This is a genomic window from Streptococcus suis, assembly GCF_024509555.1.
Taxonomy (GTDB): domain Bacteria; phylum Bacillota; class Bacilli; order Lactobacillales; family Streptococcaceae; genus Streptococcus; species Streptococcus suis_AD.
Window position 1 is genome coordinate 1 of record NZ_JAMWEL010000060.1, and the last position, 471, is coordinate 471.

Genomic DNA, 471 nt, shown 5'->3' on the forward strand with positions numbered 1-471 from the left:
AAGGACAATACACCGTTGAAACCTGTTGATCCAGAAGATCCAAGCAAGGGCTACGTTCCACCAACACCAGAAACACCAGGTGAGGATACCTTGATTCCTTACGTGCCTGTTAAGGGTGATGTGGTGATCAACTATGTAGATACTGATGGAAATATTCTGAAGTCACCTGTTACAGATGAGGATGATGTTCTAGCAGGTACTAAGTACAACACGACAGACGAAGGTGACAAACCAACTGAAATCGTTCGTAACGGTGATAAGTATGTTCTTGTACCGTCTAAGACCACTGCTGTTGATCCAGCTGGTAAGTCAGTGGAAGAAACAGGCAACGTGGTTGAAGGCATAACAACGATTACTTATGTTTACCAAAAAGTAGCTAACTGGATTCCACTCATTCCGAATGTACCAGAGAATAAACGTCCTAAGACAGAATACCCATTTGACCCAACTGAGCCAGATAAGGAAATTCCG

1 protein-coding gene is annotated in these 471 nt (G+C 43.3%); it reads left to right on the forward strand.

All coding sequences use genetic code 11. The features are described 5' to 3' along the window. The coding region (locus NF418_RS10780; protein ID WP_256779536.1) for a MucBP domain-containing protein at window positions 1-471 on the forward strand (471 nt) is incomplete at both ends.